The organism is Amycolatopsis sp. NPDC043887, assembly GCF_056435665.1.
The window spans coordinates 281,326-298,418 of the sequence record NZ_JBWKEB010000001.1 but is presented as its reverse complement, the minus strand read 5'-3'; the positions used below and the strand labels follow the sequence as shown (position 1 = coordinate 298,418).

Genomic DNA, 17,093 nt, shown 5'->3' with positions numbered 1-17,093 from the left:
GAGATAGCGGGGGCCTTCAGCCAAAAGGGCGCGACTCCAAGAGATCAAAAGACCTCGGTCGCCTGCACCCACACTCAGCTCAGTCCACGACGCCGCTCCGCCACGCCCAGGCCGCGATCTCCACCCGGTTCCGTGCGCCGACCTTGCCCTGCACGGACGCCAGATGCGTCTTCACGGTGGACAGCGACAGGAACAGCTCGGCCCCGATCTCCGTGTTCGTCAGCCCCTTCGCGGCCGCCTTGACCACGTCCAGCTCCCGCGCGGTCAGCGGCTCCGAAGGCGGGGTGACGTCGCGTTTCACCGCCCCGCCGTCGAAATGCTTCAGCAGCCGGACGGTGATCTGCGGCGACACCAGCGCGTCCCCGCGCGCCGCCGCTCGCACGGCTTCGATCAGCAGCGCGGGCCCGGCGTCCTTCAGCAGGAACCCGCTCGCACCGTTCCGCAGCGCGGTGTGCACGTACTCGTCGAGGTCGAACGTCGTGACCACCACGACCTTCAGCGGATCGGCGACGTCCGGGCCCGCCAGCTGCTTGGTGACCTCGAGACCGTCGATCCCCGGCATGCGGATGTCCAGCAGACAGACGTCCGGCCGCAGTTCGCGCGCCTTCGCGACCGCCGAGACGCCGTCCGGCACGTCGGCGACCACCTCGATGTCGTCCTGCGCGTCCAGGATCATCCGGAAGCCGATCCGCACCATGTCCTGGTCGTCGGCGATCAGTACCCGGATCACTCTTCTCCTTCAAGTGGTAGCCACGCTTCGACGCGCCATCCGCCGCCCGGCGCCCGTCCGGCGGTGAGCCGGCCGTGCAACAGGGCGACCCGTTCGCGCATGCCGATCAGACCGTAGCCGCCCGACCCGCCCGCCGGACGGCCCTGTGGCTCGCGTCCGTCGTCGGTCACCTGGAGGTGCAGTTCGTTCTCGCACACCTCGGCGATGACCAGCGCCTCCTTCGCGCCGGACGCGTGCTTGCCGATATTCGTCAGCGACTCCTGCACCAGCCGCAACGCCGACCGCCCGACCTCGTGCGGCACGTTCGGCGGCAGTTCGAGCTTCATCGACGTCTGCACGCCGTGGTTCGACCGTTCGACCAGCGTCCGCAGATCGGCGGCGAGATCGGTGGTGGCCTGTTCGCTGAACTCGCTGCTCCCGGCCGGGGCGTCACCGCGCATACTCCGCACAAGCCGGCGCATCGCCGCGAGCGCCTCCACCCCGGCGTCCTCGATCCGGCCCATCGCCTCGACCGCGACCTGCGGATTCTTCTCGCCCATCATCTTCGCCGCCTGCGCCTGCACGACGATCCCGGTGACGTGGTGGGCGACCACGTCGTGCAGTTCCCGCGCCAGCGCCATCCGCTCCGACGTCTGCGCGTCGCTGATCGCCGACTGGATGACCTGCGTGCGTTCCGAATCCCGTGACCGCAACGCCAGGCCGATCGCCACCGAGATGCCGAGCAGCAGCAGCGCGGCGACGACGAGGCCGGCGATGTCGTCCGGGTCGGTCATCAGCCGGGGCGTGGGCCGTTTGGTGTTGAGGATGGAGGCCACGGCGACCACCATCGACAGCCCGGCGATCCGCGACGCGGCCTTGCTCAGCCCGACCGCGCGGACCAGCGTGACGACCAGGCCCATCCCCGCCACGACCTGCGTGCCCGGCACGCCGCCGGGGGTCGGGTAGTCGTAGCGGAGCCGGAGGAACGGCGTCACCAGCGCCGAAAGCAGCATGACCGCGGTGAGCACGACCATCGCGTCGGCGGGCCGCCGCGGCGCGGCGATCGCGATGATCGCCGCGACGATCGAGCAGACGAGGATGGGGAAGCCGTGCGCCCCGCTCTCGTAGGTGAAGCCGAACTCCAGGATCAGCGCGACGCCCAGCAGGCCGATGAGCGGCCATTGGCCCATCACCAGCTTGTTGAGCTTCTGCAGCTTCTCGTAGTTTTTCGGATGCGCCGTCCGGTCGCGTCCGGGGATCGCGAAGAGCAGTGTGCCGCCCAGCAGGAGACCGCCGAACAGCATCGCCTGCGCCATGGTGCCGTTCGACTCGCTGCCGTAGTAGTACCGGCCGGACACCGCGGTCAGCGTGGCCAGCACCAGACCGGAGATCACGGCGAAGGCGACACCCGGCCGCGTCCGGCGCGCGGCGTAGAACAGGACCTCGACCCCCGCGACCACCTCTGTGATGGACAGATGGGCGAGCACGCTCGAGTAGGTCGGGATGTTGAAATACCGGACGACCAGCGTGTACGCCACCAGCACGACCGAGGCCGCGACGGCGGCGACGGCGGCCCGCTTCTGTGCCCAGAGCGCGCAGAACACCATCGCGAAGATGCCGGGCAAGAGCAGGAGATCGATCCCGCGCGGGCCCGTGTCGTCGAAGGCGGCGTCGGTCACGAAGACCAGGTCGAACGCGAGCGCGGCCAGCAGGACGACGGCGGGCATGCCGATACGTCGCGCGAGCGCACTCACCCGCGCGGGGAACTTGTTCTGGGCCGGACCTGCTGTCACACCGTGACGGTAGAGGATCGGCCGCCGTCCGCACCTTGGCCGACCGGCCCGAGCCGGGTCGGCCGATCGGCCGATACGCGGGTGATCAGCACTGGCCGTCTGCCCGAAGTGGACACCGGCGGTTCACCGCGAAGCTCTTTCCCGAAGCAGAACACAAGTGACTGACTAGGGAGAATCACGGTGGCGGATCCACAGTGGACAGGGCAGCCGGTGCTTTCGGGCCGCGGGCTGGTGAAGCGGTACGGCACGCAGCACGCGCTGGCCGGGATCGACATCGACATCCAGGCGGGTGACGCGGTCGCCATCGTCGGGCCCTCCGGCTCGGGCAAGACCTCCCTGCTGCACGTGCTCGCCGGGATCCTCCGCGCCGACTCCGGGCAGATCTTCCTCGCCGGGCAGCGGGTCGACCAGCTCAACGAGCGCAAGCGCAGCGAGCTGCGGCGCACCGAGTTCGGCTTCGTGTTCCAGTCCGGCATGCTCGTCGCGGAACTGAGCGCCGAGGAGAACGTCGCGCTGCCGTCGCTGCTGGGTGGCAAGGGCCGCAAGGAATCCATCGAGGCCGGCCGCGAATGGCTGGCGAAGCTCGGCCTCGCGGGCAAGGAGAAGCGCCGCCCCGGTGAGCTTTCCGGTGGCGAGGCGCAGCGCGTCGCGATCGCACGCGCGCTGACGCACCGGCCGAAGGTGATCTTCGCCGACGAGCCGACCGGCGCGCTCGACACCCGCACCGGCCGCGCCACCATGGACGCGCTGCTCGCCGCGGCCGCCGACAGCGGTGCCGCCGTGATCGTGGTGACCCACGACCGCGAGCTCGCCGAGGCCATGCCGCGCACCGTCTCCATCCGGGACGGCCTGATCGCGACGAGGTTGGCCGCGTAATGAACAGCTTCCAGCTGGCCATGCGGGTGCTCCGGGTCGACCGCCGGACCCGCACGTCGGCCATCCTCACCGCGGTCGGGGTCGCCGTCGCGACCAGTCTGGTGCTTCTGCTGGCCTCCCTTCCCGGTGCCACGCAGGCCCGCTCCCAGCGGGCGATCTGGCAGGACATCGGCAGCTACTACTCCCAGTCCGGCGAGAGCCAGGGGCCGGCGCCGCTGCTGATGGCGGCGAACAAGGACTACTCGGGCGACCGCGAGATCACCCGCGTCGACATCGCCCAGACCGGCACTTCGCCGATGCTCAGCCTGCCGCCGGGCATCCCGCGGCTGCCCGCACCTGGCGAGTCGATCGTGTCCCCCGCCCTCGGGAAACTGATCCAGTCGACGCCGCAGGCGCAGCTCGGGGACCGGTTCGGCAAACTCGTCGACGCGCTCGGACCCGAATCGCTGATGTATCCGGAGCAGCTGGTCGCCGTCGTCGGCCACACCCCGGAGTCGATGCCGAAGACGGCGATGGCCGCGGACGGCTTCCCCAACAAGCCGGCGAAGCCCGACCCGATGCTCGAACTGCTCGCCTGGGTCGGTGTGATCGTCCTGCTCGTGCCGAGCCTGGTGCTCGTCGCGTCTTCGGCCAGGCTCACCGCCGCCCGGCGTGAGCTGCGGATGGCGGCGCTCCGGCTGGCCGGGGCGACTCCCGGCCAGGTGACGAAGATCGTCGCCGCCGAGACGGCGTTGTCCGCCGTGGTCGGCGCGCTGCTCGGCATCCTCGTGGCGCCGGCGCTCCAAGGACTCTCGACGTTCGTCCCGTGGGGCGGCGGAACCTGGCTCGCGTCGGACTTCAGCCTGTCGGTCGGCTCGACCATCGCGGTCGCCATCGCGATCCCGCTGCTGGTCGTCTTCGCCGGGGTCCTCGGCATCCGCCGAGTGCTGAAGACGCCGCTGTTCGCGGCTTCGGCACACGCCCGCAAGCCGCTGCACTGGTGGCGGCTGCTCGCGGTCCCCGTAGCCGGTGCCTTCTTCCTCTTCGCGATCAGCCAGGACAACGCCAGCTTGCCGATGGTGATGCTCGGCCTGTTCCTGCTGGTCGGGTCGGCGGCGATCATCGGACCGTGGGTCACCGCGGCGGTCGGCGGCACGTTCGTCCGGATCTGGCGCAAACCGGCCTCGCTGCTGGCGGGACGCAGGCTCCGCGACGACCCGAAGAGCGCCTACCGCGCCACCGCGGGTGTCGTGCTCGCCGTCTTCACCGGCTCGATGGCGCTGACCCTGCTGCCCTCGTTCGAGTCGATGGCGGGCGGCGGCCGGACCTTCAAGGACAACGTCCTCTACGCCCAATCCGACGCGACCCAGGCGCAGCAGATCGCCGACCAGACCAACGCGTCCCTCGCCCGCTACGGGATCACCGAGAAGGCCGTCTCGGTCGGGCAGGTCTACCTGTCCACCGGTGAGCCGGGCACCCGCTCCCAGAATTTGAACCGGGCCTTCGTGATGACCTGCGAGGACGCCACGAAACTCCTGCGGGTGAACATCGGCGGCTCCTGCCGGCCGGGTCCCGCGATCTACAGCAGGTACGGGATCAACCCGGCGGAGTACCGCGTGCTGTCGGAGTACGACAAGGCCGGTCCGCAGCTGGATCCGAAGGCTCCCGTGCACCTCTTCCCTCAGGGTGACGAGGACACGTCCAGCACGATCGTCATCGACCCGGCCCTGGTTCCCGCGGGTGTCACGCCGGAGCGCTTCGACGTGATCGTGCCGACCACCACGGAGAACGCCGAGGTCGTGCGGACGGCGCTGGTCGGGGCGGCCCCCGGCCAGGAGGTCGGCAGCCGCGGCCTGCACCTGATCGGTCAGCAGCAGGAGCTCGGCGACCTGCGCCGGGTCACGGTGATCGGCCTGATCGCGGCCGGCGTGCTCGCCGGGTGCAGCGCGGCCGTGGCGACCGCGGGCTCGGTGATGGACCGCCGCCGCACCTTCGGGGCGCTCATCGCGGCCGGGACACCGGTCCGGGTGCTGTCGAGGGCGCTGCGGATGGAAGCGGCCCTGCCCGCGATGGTGGCCACCATCGGCGCGGGTGTGGTCGGGATCGGAGTCGGCATGGGGCTCTACAGCCTGGTCGAGAAGGAAGCGGTCGTGCTGAGCCCATGGCTGCTGGCGCCCGTGGTGCTGGGAATCGGGGTGGCGTTGCTCGGGGCATCCGTCTCGACCCCGGCGCTCAAGCGGGTGCAGTCGGAGCCTCTGGCCGACGAATGAAAAGTTCGCCCGAATGGCGTCATGGCGCCAGGGCGGCCAGGTCTCGTGGGTGGAGTCGGTGGTGATCCACCCACGGGCCGGGTGCCCGGTCGTCTCTCTGTCGGGGGAGGGACGAACGGGCACCGGGGACGCGCAGGGGGCGTTCCAAGGCGCGGGGGTGTGAAGAAAGGGCCGGTCAGGGACGTGGGGACGTCCTGACCGGCCCTTTCTGTGTCGTCGTCAGACCCGCTCGAAGATCAGATCGTGCGAGATCCGGCCTTCGACGTCGGCGCGGTTCTCGAACTTCGTGATCGGCCGCCACTCCGGCCGCGGCGCCCAGCCACCGGGCTCGCCAGCATGGCGGTTGCGCAGGAGCGGCTCGGCCGAACAGACCTCCATCATCTGCTCGGCGTAGTTCTCCCAGTCGGTCGCCATGTGGAAGGTGCCGCCCGGCGCGAGCCGCGAGGCCACCAGCGAGACGAACTCCGGCTGCACGATCCGCCGCTTGTGGTGCCGCTTCTTCGGCCACGGGTCCGGGAAGAACAGCCGGACCCCGGCCAGCGAGCCCGGCTCCACATGCGAGGTCAGCAGCACGACGGCGTCACCGTGCATCAGCCGCAGGTTCTTCACCCCGAGCTTCTCGGCGCGCAACATCAGCTGGCCGAGCCCCGGGTCGTAGACCTCGACCGCGACGTAGTTGAGTTCCGGCGCGGCGGCGGCGAGCTGGGACGTGGTCTCGCCCATGCCCGAACCGATCTCCACCATCACCGGCGCCTGCCTGCCGAACCAGTCGTCGAAATCCACCTGTCCTTCGGGCAGTTCGCCGACGGTGCGGCCGAGCGACGGCCAGAGTTCGTTCCAGGCTCGCTGCTGCCCGACGGTCATCCGGCCGCCGCGTTTGACATAGCTGACCACGCTGCGCATCCGTGGCTGGTCCTCGTTTTCCACCAGCCCATTAAACGCGGCGGTTACCTGACTGCTTCGAACTCCCCCAGCCGCGAGCGCAGCCCGGCGAATCCGGCGACCGCGATCGGCGACGGCGTCGTGCTGGAATGGGCGGGGAGAACGTCGATCCAGCCGTCGTGGCGGCTCGTGTTCAGCACCGTGGTCGGGATCGAATGCCCGGACGCTCCGCGTTCAGAGGGCATGAACTCCCAGTAACCGGATTCCCCGTCCGCGGCCCACGGGACGAATTCCCAGCCGGGACGCCTGCCGAGCAGACCGGCGATCCGATCTTCGATGCGGAAACCGAGTTCCCGCGATTCGAGTCTGCCTTCCACGACGGCGCGAAGCCACCACGGCGCGGGGATTTCGCCGTGCATTCCGCTGGACGCGCGGTACAGCGCGACAACGAGATCTTCGGGCGCGCGGTGTACCCAGGCGCGGCGGATATCGGATGGCCGGGTCGCGGAAGCGACCGTGCGGGGCAGTTCGATCGCCTGTGACCATTCGAGGTCGAGCATGGGCTCGAGCCGGGGCTGCGTACTTTCCGTGCGGGCTTGCGGGATCGTGCGTTCCACTCCCTGACCGGAATCCACCGTCAAGGATCACCTCCGGGGCCGAGAGCCGAAATAGGCTCATCCCGAGCATCGCCCGGTCACGAACAGTATGTCCGCTCCGTGTGAGAGAAGCCACAGCCTCTTAACGTGGACTTAACTCCTTTGGCCGCGGTAAAAGCTCACGCATCCCTTCGATGGGTGATCATCAGTCCGGCCGCATAAACAATCACGCAGATGCCGCCGAAATAAGCCAAATAACCCCACGGCCCCAGCGGCGGTTCGAGTTTCAACATCGACACCGTGAGATCCGGCCCGGAAAACTGATTCGCCGCGAAGAACGGCATCCACTGGTAGATGTCGTCGCCCACTTTCGGAATCAGCACGACGAGCCCTTCGAGCACCTGCGTCCAGGCCAGCGCGAACCCGAGCGCGAACGCGGGGCTGCGGAACAGCAGTCCGAGGCCGACGCCGAGCAGACCGGTCAGGAAGAAGGTCAGGCCCTGACCCGCCACCGCACGCCAGTCGGCGCCCGAAGCCAGGCCCAGGTCGGCGGCCGGTTTGATCAGGTACGCGACCGCCCACGAGCCGAAGCCCACCAGCAGCCCGATCAGCCCGGAGAACACCCCGACGACGGCGCCCTTCGCCAGCAGGGCGGGCACGCGCGACGGCACCGCCTGGAAGGTGAGCTTCATCGTGCCCCAGTTGAACTCCGTCGCCGCCGCGAGGATGGCGAGGACCAGCACCACGGTGCGGCCGAGCGCGCTGGCGACCTGCGTCGAGGTGACGCCTGTCTGGCCTTCGAGCGGGACGAAGCCGAAGAAGAGCGCGGTGTAGGCCAGCGCGACCACCACCGCGATGGCCGCGCACCACCAGGGAGCGCGCGTGCTCAGCAGCTTGATCCGCTCCGCGCGGAGCATGTTCGCCGCGGTCATCGGGCCACCTCCGGTACGCCGGCGCCGTACTCGACGGCTTCGGCGGTGAGTTGCATGTACGCCTGTTCGAGCGAGCCGGCGAGCGGCTTCAGCTCGTGGAGGGTCGCGCCGGCGGCGAACGCGAGTTCGCCGATGGTGTCACTGTCCATTTCGGACACGACGAGCGCGCCGTCCTCCTCGCGGAACTCGGCTCCCTTGTCGGTCAGCGCCGTCCGCAGCTCCGGCAGATGCGGGCTGCGAACCCGCACGCCGAGGCCCTTCGCCCGGCCGACGAACTCCTCCATCGTGCCCTGGTAGATCAGCTTCCCCCGGCCGATCACGACGAGGTCCTGCGCGGTCTGCGCCATCTCCGGCAGCAGGTGGCTGGACACGAACACGGTGCGCCCCTCGGCGGCGAGCGCGTGCATCAGCTTCCTGATCCACACGATGCCCTCGGGGTCGAGCCCGTTGACCGGCTCGTCGAACAGCAGCACCCGGGGGTCGCCCAGCAGCGCCGTGGCGATCCCGAGCCGCTGCGACATCCCGAGCGAGAACTGCCCGGCCCGTTTGCGGGCGACCGAGTCGAGCCCGACCAGCCGGAGTACCTCGTCGACGCGCTTGTCGGGCAGGCCGTTCGTCGCGGCGATCCACCGGAGGTGCTCGCGGGCGGTGCGGCCGGGATGCCGCCAGGTGGCGTCGATCATGCCGCCGACCGTCCGAAGTGGATCACGCAGCTCGCGGTAGGCCATGCCGTCGATCGTCACCGAGCCCGACGTCGGGTTGTCGAGCCCGAGCATCATCCGCATGGTGGTGGACTTCCCCGCCCCGTTGGGGCCGAGGAATCCCGTCACCCGGCCCGCTTCGGCGGTGAAGGAAAGTCCGTCGACGGCGAGCTTGTCGCCGTAGCGTTTCGTGAGTCCGGTGGCCTCGATCATCAGCCCTCCCTCCAGTGGGTTCCGACATTACGCGGGAAAGGACCGGGCTGCCCCCCGATAGGCGGCCCGGTCCTTGTTCCCCTTTTCTCCCCGTCCGGATGCCTCACTCCCCCGAGCGAGACATCCGGCTTTCTCCCCTGTGGAAGTCCTTACGCGTCGCGCTTGTCCGCGACGACCAGCGAGATGACCAGCAGCACCAGCGCGAAACCGGCGAAGTAGGCGAGCGACCCGGCTTGGCTCAACGGCGCTTCCGCCGCCGCGGGGCCCGAGCCGGTGAGGAACCGGTCCGCGACGTGGAACGGCATCCAGTCGTAGATGTCCTTGCCGATCTTCGGGATGAGCTGGATCAGGTTCTCGACCGCGAGGGTGTAGATCAGCAGGAGCGAGATGGCGCCGGCGCTCTGCCGGATCAGGATGCCGACGGCGACCGCGATCACCGAGGCGAGGGCGAACACCAGGCCGACCCCGGCGACGCTGATCCACTCCGCGCCGGTGTTCAGCGCGAGATCCTCCGGCCGCATGATCGAGGCGAGGGCCCAGGCGCCGAACGCGGCGATCTCGCCGATCACCAGCGAGAGCATCGCGACGACGCCGGTCTTCGCCAGCAGCGCGGCGCGGCGGTTCGGCACGGCCTGGAAGGTGGTGCGGATGGTGCCGAAGCGGTATTCGGTGGTCACCGAAAGCGCGGCCAGCACCATGACCACGGTCATCCCGAAGACGTAGCCGAACTGGGACATGCCGACGTCGGTGAATTCCCCCGATGGCGCGGCGCCGGCGAAGATGGCGGCGAAGCCGATCACGACCGCGAGGGTGATCAACGCGCACCACCAGGGTGAGCGTGTGGTGAACAGCTTGATGCGTTCCACGGCGAGCAGAGTCATGGCTTCAATTCCTCAGAAGAGTGAGCGGCTACTGGGCGGCGGTGACCACTTCGGCGGCTTCGGCTTCGAGACCGGTGTGGTATTCGACCGAGTCGCCGGTGATCTGCATGAAGGCCTGCTCCAGGGAGCCGGTCTGCGGGCTGAGCTCGTGCAGCACGATCTGGTTGGCCGCGGCGATCTCGCCGATCTTCTCACTGTCCAAACCGGACACCACGAGCGCTCGGTCGGCGTCGGTGACCTGAGCGCTCGCCTGCGTCAGCGCGGCGCGCAACGCGGGCAGCTGCGGCGACCGCACCTTGACCGTGTTCTCGGCGGCCCGCGCCACGAAGTCCTCGGTTGAGGACTGGGAGATCAGGCGCCCCTTGCCGATCACGACCAGGTGGCTCGCGGTCAGCGCCATCTCCGAAAGGAGGTGCGAGGAAACGAAGACCGTGCGGCCTTCGTCGGCCAGCCGGTGCATGAACTTCCGGATCCAGAGGATGCCCTCGGGGTCGAGGCCGTTGACGGGCTCGTCGAAGAGGAGGACCTCCGGGTCGCCCAGCAGGGCCGCCGCGATCCCCAGTCGCTGCGACATGCCGAGGGAGAAACCGCCGGCGCGCTTCCCGGCGACGCTGGTGAGCCCGACGATCTCGAGCACCTCGTCGACCCGGCCCGCCGGGATCTTGTTGGACCGCGCCATCCACTGTAGATGCGCCCGCGCCGACCGGTTGGGGTGCACCCATTTGGCGTCCAGCAGTGCGCCGACCGTCCGCAGCGGGTCCTTCAGTTCGCGGTAGAGCTTGCCCCCGATACGCACCTGGCCCGACGTCGGATTGTCCAGGCCGAGGATCATCCGCATGGTCGTCGACTTGCCCGCCCCGTTGGGGCCGAGGAAGCCGGTGACCTCCCCCGCCGCGACGGAGAAGGACAGGTCGTTCACCGCCAGTGTCCTGCCGTACCGCTTGGTGAGGCCTTCTGCCTCGATCATGTCTGCTCCCCTCGGCGACTGCGAGAACAATCGTCGTCCATGTGGGTGGCCGAGCGCGTCATCCTGAGGTGCCAACCTGGTACCCGACCTGAGAGGTAGCTTGCCGTCTTCCGGCGGCGTACGCGATCGGTGATACCCCTGAGAGTGACCCTGATTCGCCAGGATTAATGAACCGTGATTCAATAATGACGTGGCGAGACCCCGCAGCATCACCGACGAACGACTGCTGGAAGCGGCGGGGACCGTGATCGGCATGGTCGGCCCGGGTTTCACGCTGGCCCAGGTGGCGGCGGAGGCCGGTGTCGCGGTCGGCACCGTCGCCCAGCGGTTCGGTTCGAAGAACGGTCTTCTGCTGGCGTTGAGCCGGGCGAACACGCGGTCCGTCGTGGGACGGATGCGGGAATGCGGCGAGCTGGCCGATCCGGTGGAGGCGCTGCGCGCGGCGGTCGTCGTGGTCTACGAGGGTTTGGGCGACGCGGAGACGGCGGCGAACCATCTCGGGCAGCTGGGCGTGGACATCGGCGACCCGGAGCTGCGTGCCCTGCTGGGTGAACATTTCACCGCCGTGGAAGCGGAATTACGGCGGCTGACGCGCGTCGCGGCGCGTGACCTGCCGGGCGCGCCGGGTGTCGTCCGCGCGGCGCGGGTGCTGCTGGGGGTGGCGAACGGGGCCGCGCTGGACTGGTCGATCCGGCCGAAGGGCCGGATCACCGATCGGATGGGGCAAGACGTGGACGCGGTGCTGACCGCGTGGAAAGGAGAGTCCTGAATGGACCGGAAAGTGGCCGTGGTCACGGGGGCGACCAGGGGATGTGGCCGCGCGATCGCGGTGGAGCTCGGCAGGCTCGGCTGGACGGTGTTCGTCACCGGCCGCACGACGCGGGAGCACCAGTCGCCGATGAAGCGTTCGGAGACGATCGAAGACACCGCGGAGCTCGTCGACGCGGCGGGTGGGCGGGGCATCCCCGTCCGGACCGACTTCACCGTGGTGTCCGATGTGGACGCGCTGAGGGCGCGGATCGAGTCCGAAGTGGACGGCCGGATCGACGTCCTGGTCGACGACGTCTGGGGCGGCGACCAGTTCGCGGATTTCGAGGGGGCGTATTGGGACTCCAGTCTCGACGACGCGCTCACGCTGGTGCACAACGCGATCGACACGCATCTGATCGCGTTGCACCGGCTGCTTCCGCTGGTCGTGCGGCGCGAGGGCGGGCTCGTCATCGAGGTCACCGACGGCGACCACGACGAGTACGTCGGCGCGGGGATCCCGTACTTTCTCGCGAAATGCGGGATCCGCGCGATCGGCAGGGCGCTCGGCGCCGAACTGAAGAAGTACGACTGCGTCGGCATGACCGTCACGCCGGGCTTCCTGCGTTCGGAAGCCATGCTCGACCACTTCGGGGTCACCGAGGAGACGTGGCGGGACGCGGTCGGCAAGTCCGCTCCGGTCGACTTCGCCATCTCGGAGACTCCGGCGCTGCTCGGGCGGGGTGTCGCGAAGCTGGCGACCGACCCGGAGGTCGCGCGGTTCGCGGGCAGGACGCTCGCGTCGTGGACGTTGATGAACGAGTACGGCCTGACCGACGTCGACGGTTCACGCCCCGACTTCGGCAAGTGGATGGCCGAAGTCCGGGACGCGGGCAAGGATCCGGAGACGGCGGAGCACGCCCTGTACCGCTGAGACCCGACCCCCATGAAAACCACGCCGTGAGGGCCTCCTTCCCTGCTTTCAGGGTCAGGGGGTCGTGAGTGGCGATTCGGGTTATTGAGGGGTAAGGGCAAACGTGGCGTGCCGGAGTTGGCGGCAGGAGCGGGACTCGCCGAAGAGACACCTTCCCGACTGTCCATAAGGGACAGTTTCTGCGGGGTCAGTGTCCTCGTCAAAACGGGCATATGGCCTTGAAGCAGGCATTTCGTCGCCGGAAAGCGTCCCTTGCGGACGCTGAAGAGCGCGGCTGACTCCTGTCGGCCAGTCCAGGGTCACGCCACATTTGACTGACCCCTCAATAGAACCCGAATCGCCACTCACGACCACCGCAGCTATCCGACTTCGCGGGGAGCCTGGCTTTCCGGGTAGGGGAGGAGGCCCTCACGGACACCCCACGTTTGCCTTACCCTCACTACTTCTTCCCGGCCAGCACGTCCAGGTAGTGCTGGTTGAACATGACGCCGAGGACATTGCCGAACGGGTCGACGACGGACGCGGTCACGAAGCCAGGCCCGCGCTCTATGACCGGCTCGTACTCCTTCGCGCCCTTCTCGAGCAGCTTCGCGAAGGCGTCCTCGACGTTGTCGACGGCCCAGTTCGCGATGGCGCCACCGGGGCCGGGCTGGGCCATCGACGGCCGGAAGTCGCCGCGGACCAGGCCGAACTCGTGCTGGTAGTCGCCGATCCGGAACTCGACGTACGCCGGCGTCCCGTCGGGGCCGTTGCGGACGAAGTACGGCTCGATCCCGAAGAGATCGGAGTACCACTCGATCGCGGCGGTCATGTCGTCGGCGTAGAACGTGGTGGTGGTGAGACCTCGCAGCATTTCCTTCTCCTCAGGTAGTGGCTCTGAAGACAAGGATCCGCCCCAAAGTGCTCACCGAATGACCACTTTTCCGAGGACTTCTCAGGTGACCCCGGGACGCGCCAGCCCGGTCTCGTAGGCGAGCACCACGGCCTGCACCCGGTCACGCAGATCCAGCTTCGACAGGATCCGCCCGACGTGCGTCTTCACCGTCGCTTCGGACAGGAACAGCGTCTCGGCGATCTCCAGGTTCGAAAGGCCCTTCGCGATCAGCACGAGCACCTCCCGCTCCCGTTCGGTGAGGACGTCCAGCTCGGCCGCGTCCCGCAGGGGCTTCCCGCCGCCGCCGACGAACCGGTCGAGCAGCCGCCGGGTCACCGACGGCGAGACCACGGCGTCGCCCGAAGCGACCGCCCGCAGCGCCGACACCAGGTGATCCGGCTGCGTGTCCTTCAGCAGGAACCCGCTCGCCCCGCCCTGCAACGCCGAATAGACGTACTCGTCCAGGTCGAACGTCGTCATCACGAGCACCCGCGCCGTCCCGGCCTCGACGATCCGCTTCGTCGCCTCGACCCCGTCCAGCACCGGCATCCGGACGTCCATCAGCACGACGTCGGGCCGCAGTTCCTCCGCCAGGCGGATGGCCTGCGCGCCGTCACCCGCCTCGCCGACGACATCGATGTCGGCCTGCGCGCCCAGGACCATCCGGAACCCGACGCGCATCAATTCCTGGTCGTCGACGACCACCACCCGTATCACGTCGCCAACCTAACCGGGAGCCTCGCGTGCACCTGCCACCCTCCACCGGGGGCGGGCCCGACCTCCAGCGTGCCGCCGAAGACGTTCGCCCGTTCCCTCATTCCGATCAATCCGTTCCCACCGGGGACGGCGAGTTTTCGCGGCGGCGCGGCGTGCTTCGCCGCCGCGGGCACCAGCTGTTTCGCGCGGCCGGCGCCGTCGTCGGTGACCTTGACGTCGATCACGTCCGCCTCCCGCCGCACCACCACCTCGGCCTGCGCGCCCTGGCCGGCGTGTTTCAGCGTGTTCGTCAGCGACTCCTGCACGATCCGGTACACGCCGAGGGACACCCCGGCGGGCAGCCCGGCGAGCGCGTCCGAACCGATCGCCAGCGTCACCGGCACCCCCGCCTGGCGTATCCGGTCCGCGAGGTCGGTCAGCGCGCTGGCGTCCGGCTGCGGCACGCGCGGCTCGTCGTCGCCGTCGCTGCGGAGCACGTCCAGCAGCCGCCGCAGCTCGGCGAGCGCGCCGCGGCCGGTCTCCGAAATCGTCTGCAAGGCCCGTTTCGCCATCTCGGGATTCCCGTCGACCGCGTAGGACGCGCCGTCGGCCTGCACGACCATCACGCTCACCGCGTGCGCGACGACGTCGTGCAGCTCACGGGCGATCCGTCCGCGTTCTTCGCCGACGGCGATCCTGGTCGCCTGGTCCCGTTCCGTCTCAAGTAGATGCAACCTGGCTTCCACCTCCTCGTGATAGGCGCGCCTCGCGCCGGCGAACTCGCCGAGCGTCCAGCACAGTGCGCTGGAGAAGACGCCGATGATCGCCAGCACCCAGATGTCCTCCGGCGGGTCGGCCCACAGCTGGAGCGCCGAGGTGACCAGCGTGATCACCAGGTACAGCAGGCCCTGTTTGCGTCCGACGTAGACCAGCACCGAGTAGATGCTGATCATCATCGCCAGCCCGCTCGCCGCGCCGAGTTCCAGCGCGCTGTGCGGGATGCCGATCAGCAGCACCAGGTACGCCGACCACAGCGTCGCCTTCCGCCGGAAGACCAGCGGGGCGACCATCGCGATGTCCAGCGGAACCGTCACGTACCAGGGCGGCATCGGGACCTCCGGCGTCTCGACCGCGGCCACGTAGAGCAGCAGGTCGGTCAGCAGGAGGACGACGGCGATGAGACTGTCCCCCGCCATGGGGTGGGCACGCATCCAGAGGCTCAACCGTCGCACCTGGTAACACTATGTCGGCCGGTGCCGCTCGCGCGTCGGTCGCCGGTACCACCTTCGGTGCGACCCGAGGATGAGCGGCATGGCACGATTCCCTCGGTGTGCTCGACGACTGGGAGGGGTGGGCACCGTGACCTCAGCGACGGAGCAGGGCCGTCTCGCCGGCCCGCTGTCGATGTCGGTGGCGAACCTCTGCCACCGCCTCCAGCCCCAGGTGTCCGCGCGGACCGCGGCCGGTTTCGCCGAGGTGCTGCGGCGCTTGGGCGGCCCGCTGCAGGTCGCCGTCGCGGGCCGGATCAAATCGGGGAAGTCCACCCTGGTCAACGCCCTGATCGGGCGCCGGGTCGCGCCGACCGACGTCGGCGAGTGCACCCGGCTGGTGACCAGGTTCCAGTACGGCACGGTCGACCGGGTCGAGATCGTCTTCACCGACGGCCGCAAACAGGTGCTGCCCTTCTCCGCCGACGGGATGATCCCGGCCGAGCTGGGCATCGACATCGACAAGGTCTCGCATATCGAGGCGTACCTCACCAACGCGGTCCTGCAGGGCATGACCGTCATCGACACCCCGGGCCTCGGCTCACTCGACGCCGCTTCGGTGTCGCGGACCGAGGAGCTGCTGGGCGCGGCGAAGCACCGTAAGCCCGACGAGGGTGACGAGGAGGAAGAAGGCTCCGACGAGCTGGACGACACCTCGCGCAACGCCGTCGCGGGCGCCGAGGCCGTGCTCTACGTGGTCACCCAGGGCGTGCGAGCCGACGACCAGCAGGCGCTCGCCGCGTTCACCGCCGCGACCGCGAGCCGCGAGGCGGGCCCGGTCAACGCGATCGCGGTGCTCAACAAGGCGGACACCATCGCGCCCGAGTCGGTCGAAGGCTCGGGCGGCGACGTGTGGAAGGCCGCGACGCTGCTCTCGGAGAAGCAGGCCGCGACGCTGAAGCCCCGCGTCGCGGACGTGCTGCCGGTGATCGGGCTGATCGCGGAGTCTGCCGAGTCCGGCGGGTTCACCTCGCCCGACGCCGAAGCGCTGCGCCAGCTGGCCGAGATGGACGACGACATCCTCGAGACCATGCTGATCTCGGCGGATATCTTCACCAGCTGGGAATGCGACGTCGCGGCGGGCACCCGGCTGCGGCTGCTGGAGAAGCTGGACCTGTTCGGCGTCCGGTACGCCGTCGAGGCGATCCGCAAGGAACCCGAGATCACCGCGGGCTCGCTGCGGCGGAAGCTGCTCGACGCCTCCGGGCTCGAAGCCGTCCGCCAGCGGCTGAGCATCGTCTTCGCCGCGCGGGCCGACGGCATCAAGGCCGCCGCCGCGCTGGCTTCGGTCACCGCGCTGGCCCACGCGTCCGGCGACCCGGCCGAACGGCAGCGCGTCCACGACGCGATCGAGGTCCTGCTCGCCAAGCCCGAGGCACACCAGCTGCGGCTGCTCGAAGCGCTCACGCTGGTCGCGTCCGGCGCCGTCGACATGCCCGAGGATCTGTCCGAGGAGGTCCTGCGGGTCGGCAGCAACGCCGACATCGGCGCCCAGCTCGGCAAGCCGGGTGCTCCGCGCGTCGAGCTGGCGGCCCACGCTCTGGAGCGTGCCGGCTGGTGGCGCTCCTTCGCGTCCTTCGGCGCGACGCCCGCCCAGAGCCGCGTCGCGCACGTCGTGCACCGGGCGTACTTCCTCATCTGGCAGCAGATCCGCGACTGACCTCCCGCGATCCGCGCATTTAGTCGACTACTTGCCCCGACCGCGGTCAGGCGCCGGAAGGCCTCCAGGCAAGTAGTCGACTAAATGCGCGGATTGATAAACCGAGCGCTCGGTC

At 69.3% G+C, this 17,093-nt stretch carries 16 protein-coding genes; 5 read left to right on the top strand and 11 right to left on the bottom strand.

Annotated features, from left to right (window positions below; all coding sequences use genetic code 11):
• Positions 1-79: 79 nt before the first annotated feature.
• Together AC069H_RS01560 and AC069H_RS01555 are read right to left on the bottom strand one after the other, a co-directional pair.
• The gene (locus AC069H_RS01560) at positions 80-730 is read right to left on the bottom strand and encodes a response regulator (RefSeq protein ID WP_034314268.1); all 651 of its coding nucleotides are present in this window, start codon (positions 728-730) and stop codon (positions 80-82) included.
• Positions 727-2,502 (bottom strand): sensor histidine kinase, encoded by a 1,776-nt coding sequence (locus AC069H_RS01555; protein ID WP_478231004.1) that lies wholly within the window; start codon positions 2,500-2,502, stop codon positions 727-729. Before AC069H_RS01555 ends, AC069H_RS01560 begins: the two co-directional genes overlap by 4 nt.
• Before the next feature lie 180 nt (positions 2,503-2,682).
• Here AC069H_RS01555 and AC069H_RS01550 point away from each other — a divergent pair, with 180 nt between their 5' ends.
• Both AC069H_RS01550 and AC069H_RS01545 read left to right on the top strand, forming a co-directional pair.
• On the top strand, positions 2,683-3,378 hold the full coding sequence (locus AC069H_RS01550) for an ABC transporter ATP-binding protein (RefSeq protein WP_395882136.1): 696 nt from the start codon (positions 2,683-2,685) through the stop codon (positions 3,376-3,378).
• Positions 3,378-5,627 carry an FtsX-like permease family protein gene (locus AC069H_RS01545; protein WP_478231003.1) on the top strand — a complete coding sequence of 750 codons (2,250 nt, stop codon included), beginning with the start codon at positions 3,378-3,380 and terminating at the stop codon, positions 5,625-5,627. Before AC069H_RS01550 ends, AC069H_RS01545 begins: the two co-directional genes overlap by 1 nt.
• Before the next feature lie 219 nt (positions 5,628-5,846).
• Here AC069H_RS01545 and trmB read toward each other — a convergent pair whose 3' ends face one another.
• The 6 genes from trmB to AC069H_RS01515 all read right to left on the bottom strand — a co-directional run bounded on the left by trmB (position 5,847) and on the right by AC069H_RS01515 (position 10,799).
• Positions 5,847-6,530 (bottom strand): tRNA (guanosine(46)-N7)-methyltransferase TrmB, encoded by a 684-nt coding sequence (gene trmB / locus AC069H_RS01540; RefSeq protein ID WP_478231399.1) that lies wholly within the window; start codon positions 6,528-6,530, stop codon positions 5,847-5,849.
• 44 nt (positions 6,531-6,574) lie between these two features.
• On the bottom strand, positions 6,575-7,126 hold the full coding sequence (locus AC069H_RS01535; protein WP_478224449.1) for a hypothetical protein: 552 nt from the start codon (positions 7,124-7,126) through the stop codon (positions 6,575-6,577).
• A gap of 158 nt (positions 7,127-7,284) precedes the next feature.
• Positions 7,285-8,037 (bottom strand): hypothetical protein, encoded by a 753-nt coding sequence (locus AC069H_RS01530; protein WP_478223995.1) that lies wholly within the window; start codon positions 8,035-8,037, stop codon positions 7,285-7,287.
• Positions 8,034-8,951: an ABC transporter ATP-binding protein gene (locus AC069H_RS01525; RefSeq protein WP_340687229.1), complete on the bottom strand. Its 918-nt coding sequence runs from the start codon at positions 8,949-8,951 to the stop codon at positions 8,034-8,036. The genes AC069H_RS01530 and AC069H_RS01525 overlap by 4 nt, the downstream gene beginning before the upstream one ends.
• 149 nt (positions 8,952-9,100) lie before the next feature.
• A complete protein-coding gene (locus AC069H_RS01520; RefSeq protein ID WP_340687228.1) occupies positions 9,101-9,832 on the bottom strand; it encodes an ABC transporter permease in 732 nt (243 codons plus the stop codon).
• Positions 9,833-9,860: 28 nt separating this feature from the next.
• Positions 9,861-10,799, bottom strand: coding sequence for an ABC transporter ATP-binding protein (locus AC069H_RS01515; RefSeq protein ID WP_478231002.1), 939 nt, complete (start codon positions 10,797-10,799; stop codon positions 9,861-9,863).
• Between the two features lie 190 nt (positions 10,800-10,989).
• Here AC069H_RS01515 and AC069H_RS01510 point away from each other — a divergent pair, with 190 nt between their 5' ends.
• Both AC069H_RS01510 and AC069H_RS01505 read left to right on the top strand, forming a co-directional pair.
• Positions 10,990-11,568, top strand: a complete 579-nt coding sequence (locus tag AC069H_RS01510; RefSeq protein WP_478231001.1) for a TetR/AcrR family transcriptional regulator — start codon at positions 10,990-10,992, stop codon at positions 11,566-11,568.
• Positions 11,569-12,480, top strand: a complete 912-nt coding sequence (locus tag AC069H_RS01505; protein WP_478223998.1) for an SDR family NAD(P)-dependent oxidoreductase — start codon at positions 11,569-11,571, stop codon at positions 12,478-12,480.
• 439 nt (positions 12,481-12,919) lie between these two features.
• Here AC069H_RS01505 and AC069H_RS01500 read toward each other — a convergent pair whose 3' ends face one another.
• The 3 genes from AC069H_RS01500 to AC069H_RS01490 all read right to left on the bottom strand — a co-directional run bounded on the left by AC069H_RS01500 (position 12,920) and on the right by AC069H_RS01490 (position 15,261).
• Positions 12,920-13,333 (bottom strand): VOC family protein, encoded by a 414-nt coding sequence (locus AC069H_RS01500; RefSeq protein ID WP_478223999.1) that lies wholly within the window; start codon positions 13,331-13,333, stop codon positions 12,920-12,922.
• An 81-nt stretch (positions 13,334-13,414) separates the two neighbouring features.
• Positions 13,415-14,071 carry a response regulator gene (locus tag AC069H_RS01495; RefSeq protein WP_034314242.1) on the bottom strand — a complete coding sequence of 219 codons (657 nt, stop codon included), beginning with the start codon at positions 14,069-14,071 and terminating at the stop codon, positions 13,415-13,417.
• Positions 14,068-15,261: a sensor histidine kinase gene (locus tag AC069H_RS01490; protein WP_478231398.1), complete on the bottom strand. Its 1,194-nt coding sequence runs from the start codon at positions 15,259-15,261 to the stop codon at positions 14,068-14,070. The genes AC069H_RS01495 and AC069H_RS01490 overlap by 4 nt, the downstream gene beginning before the upstream one ends.
• Before the next feature lie 193 nt (positions 15,262-15,454).
• On the opposite strand from AC069H_RS01490, the gene AC069H_RS01485 reads away from it, so the two are divergent.
• Positions 15,455-16,978 (top strand): dynamin family protein, encoded by a 1,524-nt coding sequence (locus AC069H_RS01485; RefSeq protein ID WP_478231397.1) that lies wholly within the window; start codon positions 15,455-15,457, stop codon positions 16,976-16,978.
• Positions 16,979-17,093 lie beyond the last annotated feature (115 nt).

What these genes read in the sequence shown, in the direction of transcription:
- AC069H_RS01545 (WP_478231003.1), top strand. Translation starts at nt 3,378, where the DNA reads ATGAACAGCTTCCAGCTGGCCATGCGGGTGCTCCGGGTCGACCGCCGG.
- trmB (WP_478231399.1), bottom strand. Translation starts at nt 6,530, where the DNA reads ATGCGCAGCGTGGTCAGCTATGTCAAACGCGGCGGCCGGATGACCGTC.
- AC069H_RS01530 (WP_478223995.1), bottom strand. Translation starts at nt 8,037, where the DNA reads ATGACCGCGGCGAACATGCTCCGCGCGGAGCGGATCAAGCTGCTGAGC.
- AC069H_RS01525 (WP_340687229.1), bottom strand. Translation starts at nt 8,951, where the DNA reads ATGATCGAGGCCACCGGACTCACGAAACGCTACGGCGACAAGCTCGCC.
- AC069H_RS01520 (WP_340687228.1), bottom strand. Translation starts at nt 9,832, where the DNA reads ATGACTCTGCTCGCCGTGGAACGCATCAAGCTGTTCACCACACGCTCA.
- AC069H_RS01515 (WP_478231002.1), bottom strand. Translation starts at nt 10,799, where the DNA reads ATGATCGAGGCAGAAGGCCTCACCAAGCGGTACGGCAGGACACTGGCG.
- AC069H_RS01505 (WP_478223998.1), top strand. Translation starts at nt 11,569, where the DNA reads ATGGACCGGAAAGTGGCCGTGGTCACGGGGGCGACCAGGGGATGTGGC.
- AC069H_RS01500 (WP_478223999.1), bottom strand. Translation starts at nt 13,333, where the DNA reads ATGCTGCGAGGTCTCACCACCACCACGTTCTACGCCGACGACATGACC.
- AC069H_RS01490 (WP_478231398.1), bottom strand. Translation starts at nt 15,261, where the DNA reads ATGCGTGCCCACCCCATGGCGGGGGACAGTCTCATCGCCGTCGTCCTC.
- AC069H_RS01485 (WP_478231397.1), top strand. Translation starts at nt 15,455, where the DNA reads ATGTCGGTGGCGAACCTCTGCCACCGCCTCCAGCCCCAGGTGTCCGCG.